The organism is Kitasatospora sp. NPDC093806, from assembly GCF_040683335.1.
In the GTDB taxonomy this organism is placed as follows: Bacteria; Actinomycetota; Actinomycetes; order Streptomycetales; family Streptomycetaceae; genus Kitasatospora.
Genome location: NZ_JBFBDO010000220.1, coordinates 1 through 4,566, shown reverse-complemented (window position 1 = coordinate 4,566; position 4,566 = coordinate 1). Strand labels below are relative to the sequence as shown.

Here is a 4,566-nt window from a genome sequence, read left to right as displayed (position 1 = left end):
GGGGAGATCCTGCTCGGCCACGCCGACGCCGTCCTCGCCCAGCTGGAGCGCGCCGAGGCCGACCTCGCCGCCTACAGCGCGGGCGTCTCCGGGGAGGTCACCGTCGCCTCCTTCGCCACCGGGATCTCGCTGGTCCTCGCGCCCGCCATCGGCACCCTGGCCGCCCGGGCCCCCGGGGTCCGGCTGAAGGTGCTCGACGCGGAGGGCGACGCCAGCCTGCCGATGGTCCTGGACGGGCGCGCCGACCTCGCGGTGGCGGTCGAGTACCGGGGCGCTCCGCGGGCCGACGACGCCCGGCTGACCCGGGTCCCGCTGTACGCGGAGCCGTTCGAGGCGGTGCTGCCGGTCGCCCACCCGCTGGCCGCCGGGGAGGGCCCGATCGCGGTGGCCGACCTGGCCGGCGAGCCGTGGATCGGCCCGTACCCGGGCAACCCCTGCCACGACGTGGTGCTGCTGGCCTGCGAGCACGCCGGGTTCCAGCCGCGGCTGGTGCACTCCTCGGACGACTTCCGCGCCGTGGTCGCGCTGGCCTCCGCCGGGGCGGGGGTGGCGCTGGTGCCGCGGTCGGCGCTGCTCGGGGTGGACCTGGGCCGGGTCGCGGTGCGGCCGGTGGACAGCGCGCTCGCCACCCGCCGGGTGTTCGCCGCCGTCCGGGCCGGGGCGGACGGGCACCCGCTGATCCGGCCGGTGCTGGAGGCCCTCGCCGAGGCCGCCGCCGGCGCCCACTGAGCCGGGCCACTGAGCCGGGCTCCGGGGACGGGCTTTGGGGCCGGGCCCCGGGGCCGGGTTCCCGGTTCGGCCCGGTGGCCGGATCCGGCCCCGGCGGGCCCACGGAATGTGTCGGGTATGTCGCAAATCCGTTGCCCGGACGTGACGTTGGCATTATCCGGGCATGTCCGACCCCTTGTCGGCCCCCGGTGCTGGCGTCAGCATGAGGGCACCGCAGTCGTGTGACCCGAGCGGGGATCCCGTCGACGGCCGGTGGAGATTCGGTGTGCCCGGTGTGCGGAGAACCCCACGGGCCGGGCCTGGCACGACATGGAGGGGATCATGACGTTCGACGCCCTCGCCGCCCTCCGGGAGGCGGGCAACCCGGTCGACCTGCTGACCGTGGAACAGCGGGACGTGCTGTCCCGGCTCACCGAGGACGAGGTGACCGTCCTCAACTCCGTCAAACAGCGGCTCGACGCCGTCTCGGACGCCGATGTGGAAGGGCATTCCTTCGTCATCAAGTTGGCGTGAGATGACCGTCAGATTCGGGATTCTCGGCCCGCTGCGGGTGCTGGCGAACGGCCGCGCGGTGGACCCGGGATCGCGAAAGCAGCAGGTCCTGCTGGCGGCGCTGCTGTCCCACGCCAACGCCCGGGTGTCCTTCGACTCCCTGGTCGAGGCGCTCTGGGACGACGCGCCGCCGCGCACCGCCCGCAAGAACGTCCAGGTCTACGTCTCGGGGCTGCGCCGGCTGGTCGGCCCCGAGTCCGGCTCCCGGATCAGCCACCAGAGCGGCGGCTACGTCCTGCACACGGCCGACGGCGACCTCGACGCGCTCTGCTTCGAGCAGCGGGCCCGGGCCGGGGCGCTCGGCGAGGCGCTGGGCCTGTGGCGCGGCTCGGCCCTCGACGGGTTCCGGGACGTCCCGCTGCTCGACGCCGCCGCGCAGCGGCTGGACCGCCGCTTCCTCGGTGTCTTCGAGGACTGGCTGGACGCCGAACTCGCCGCCGGCCGCGGTCCCGCCGCGATCGACCGCGCCACCGAGATCACCCAGCAGCACCCGCTGCGCGAACGCCTGCGGATGCTCCAGATGACCGCCCTCTGCCAGGCGGGGCGGCGCTCCGAGGCGCTCGCCGTCTACGACGAGCTGCGCCAGGCGCTGGCCCATGAACTCGGGCTGCCGCCCAGCCCGGCGCTGGCCAGGTTCTACCGCTCGCTGCTGTGCGAACCCGAGCCGCCCCGGTCCGGCCCCGCCGTCCCCGCCGGGTCGGCCCCGGCTGCGCGCCCGGACCGCCCGGACCGCCGGCCGGCCCCGAACCTGCTGCCCACCGACCCGCCGGCGTTCACCGGCCGGACGGCGGCCGTCCGCCGCCTGACCGAGGCGCTGACCGGCGGCGGCAGCCGGCTCGCCGTGGTGACCGGCCCGCTCGGCGCCGGCAAGACCGCGCTCGCCGTGCACGCCGCGCACCGGCTCGGCGGGCACTTCCCGGACGGCCGGCTGTTCGTACGCCTGCGCGGCGAGGACGGCCGGCCCCGCCCGCCGGACGAGGTGCTGCGCCAGCTGCTGGCCGCCGCCGACCCCGGCGGCCGGACCGCGCCGCTGGGCCCGTCCGGCCCGTCGCAGCCGCCGGATCCGCGCTGGGCCTGGCAGCTCTGGCTGACCGGACGCCGGGCCCTGGTCGTCGTCGACGACGCCCGCCGGGAGTCCGAGGTCCGGCCGCTGCTGCCGGAGGCCGGGGAGAGCGCCGTCGTGGTGACCGCCCGCCCCGGACTGATCGGCCTGGAGTGCGCCCACCGGCTCTGGCTGCCGCCGCTCACGGCCGAGGAGGCGGTGGACCTGCTCGGCCGGATGATCGGCACCGCGCGGGTCGAGGCCGACCGCGAGTCCGCCGGCCGGATCGTCCGCGCCACCGGACTGCTGCCGCTCGGGGTCCGGCTGGTCGCCGACCGGCTGGCCTTCCTGCGCCATGTGCCGCTGAGCGAGTACCGGGCGCGGCTGACCGACGGCCGGGCGCTGCTGGACGAGCTGTGCGGGGGCGACCCGCTGGTCCGGGTCCGGCTCGCCGAGTCGGTGGGGGAACTGCCCGAGGCCGCGCACCGGGCGGTGCTGCGGCTGGGCCTGCTCGCCCGGCCGGTGTTCACCCTGGAGCAGGCCGCCGCCGTGCTGGAGTGCGCCCCGGGTGCGGCCGTGCGGCTGCTGGAGGACCTCCTGGAGGCCAGCCTGCTCACCGTCCCCAGCGCGGAGGGGCTGGCGCACACCGTGCGTTACGAGATGCCGGCGCTGCTCTACGCGTACGCCCGGGAGCGGGCCGCCCGGTCCGGCGAGCGGGCTCCGGTTCCCGCCTCGGCTCCGGCTCCGGTGTACCACCGCTGACCGACCGTCATACCGAAATCCAACCGGCGGCTAATCGCCGTCATACCGGCCATCCCTACCTTTCCCGGAGGGCCGGCGTAGCGGACGCCGTCATTGCAGAGGGAGGACAGCATGTCCGAGTCCATCAACCCGGAGCCGACCGAGGCCGAGGACGACGTCGACGTCGTCGCGCACGGGCTGGGCGAAGAGGAAGCGATCGACGACAGCGTCTGCATCATCAACAACAGCTCGGCGCTCTGATCCGTCACCGCGGGCTCGGCCACGTCGAGCCGTGACGACCGAGCGGGCCACCCGGCCCCGGCCCAGGGCGCCGGCGGCGGGGTGGCCCGCTCGCCTCCCGACCGCCCCGCCACCCCGGCGGTCGGGAGGCCCGCCCGCCCGACCGCCGGAGGCCCCGTGAACATCCTGCTCTGCCCGCTCAGCGACGGCGGCTACCTCTACCCGGCGATCGCCGTCGGCCGCGAGCTGCGGCGGCGGGGACACCGGGTCGGCGTGCTGGGCCGCGCCTCGGCCGCGCCGGTCGCGGCCGAGGCCGGCCTGCCGTTCGCGGCGGCGGAGGACTTCGGCGGCCGGCGGGCCTTCTCCGCCGCCACCTGGGGCCCGACCGGCTTCGAGCAGTACCGGGCGACCGTGCGCGCGGCCCGCCAGGCCCGGGCCGACCTGCTGGTCACCTCGGTGCTGTGCAACGGCGCGCTGCTCGCCGCCGAGGACCTGGACGTCCCGGTGGCGGTCGTCGGCCTCTCGGTGCACCTGTGGACCTACCGGTCCGGCGGCGCGGACGAGCCGCAGTACGGCCGCACCCGGGAGAACCGCACCCGGGAGACGCTCGCCCTGTACACCGCCGCCCGCGAGCGGACCCGGCTGGCCGGCCGGCCGTCCCGCTGGCCGTCCGACCCGTCCCCGTCCGACCCGTCCCCGGACGGCGCCCTGCTCGGCGACCTGCTGCTGCTCCGCGGCGACCCCGAACTGGAGCACCCCGGCGCCGAGTTGCCCGACCGGGTGCACCACGTGGGCCCGCTCTCCTGGGAACCCGCCGCCGACCCGGCCGAACTCGCCGGGATCCAGGCCCACCTGGACCGCATCGGCAAGCCCGTCGTCTACGTGCACCTGGGCCGCTTCTTCGGCGGCGGCACCCCCTGGCCCCGCCTCAACGCCACCTTCACCGGCGGCCGCTACCAGGCCGTGGTCGAACAGGGCCGCACCGCCGACCCGCGACCCGACCCCGGCGCCGACCTCCTGCTCGTCCGCCAACCCTGGTTGGGGCCGCTGGTCGACCGCGCCGGCCTCGTCCTGACCAGCGGCACCTCCGCCCCCGTGCTCGGCGCCCTGCTGCGCGGCCGCCCGCTCGGCGTCAGCCCCAACGGCTCCGAACAGCCGGTGCTCTCCGCCGCCTGCCTGCGGGCCGGCGCCGCCGTCCACATCCCGCGCACCGCGACCCCCGACCCGGCCGCGCTGCTCGACGCCGCCTGGCACGACGACCG

Annotated in this window: 5 protein-coding genes; all 5 read left to right on the top strand. The window is 77.0% G+C overall.

The annotated features are described in order from the left end of the window. A partial coding sequence (locus AB0N76_RS39295) for a LysR substrate-binding domain-containing protein (RefSeq protein ID WP_363565654.1) occupies positions 1–729 on the top strand: 729 nt, incomplete at its 5' end. Between the two features lie 321 nt (positions 730–1,050). Continuing rightward, positions 1,051–1,242, top strand: a complete 192-nt coding sequence (locus tag AB0N76_RS39290; protein ID WP_363565653.1) for an aroma-sacti cluster domain-containing protein — start codon at positions 1,051–1,053, stop codon at positions 1,240–1,242. Between the two features lies 1 nt (position 1,243). After that, positions 1,244–3,085: a BTAD domain-containing putative transcriptional regulator gene (locus tag AB0N76_RS39285; RefSeq protein ID WP_363565652.1), complete on the top strand. Its 1,842-nt coding sequence runs from the start codon at positions 1,244–1,246 to the stop codon at positions 3,083–3,085. A 111-nt stretch (positions 3,086–3,196) separates the two neighbouring features. Then, a complete protein-coding gene (locus AB0N76_RS39280; protein ID WP_363565651.1) occupies positions 3,197–3,325 on the top strand; it encodes a hypothetical protein in 129 nt (42 codons plus the stop codon). Positions 3,326–3,481: 156 nt separating this feature from the next. Further along, positions 3,482–4,566 (top strand): glycosyltransferase (locus AB0N76_RS39275; RefSeq protein WP_363565650.1); only part of this gene is annotated, 1,085 nt, incomplete at its 3' end.

What these genes read in the sequence shown, in the direction of transcription:
- AB0N76_RS39290 (WP_363565653.1), top strand. Translation starts at nt 1,051, where the DNA reads ATGACGTTCGACGCCCTCGCCGCCCTCCGGGAGGCGGGCAACCCGGTC.
- AB0N76_RS39285 (WP_363565652.1), top strand. Translation starts at nt 1,244, where the DNA reads ATGACCGTCAGATTCGGGATTCTCGGCCCGCTGCGGGTGCTGGCGAAC.
- AB0N76_RS39280 (WP_363565651.1), top strand. Translation starts at nt 3,197, where the DNA reads ATGTCCGAGTCCATCAACCCGGAGCCGACCGAGGCCGAGGACGACGTC.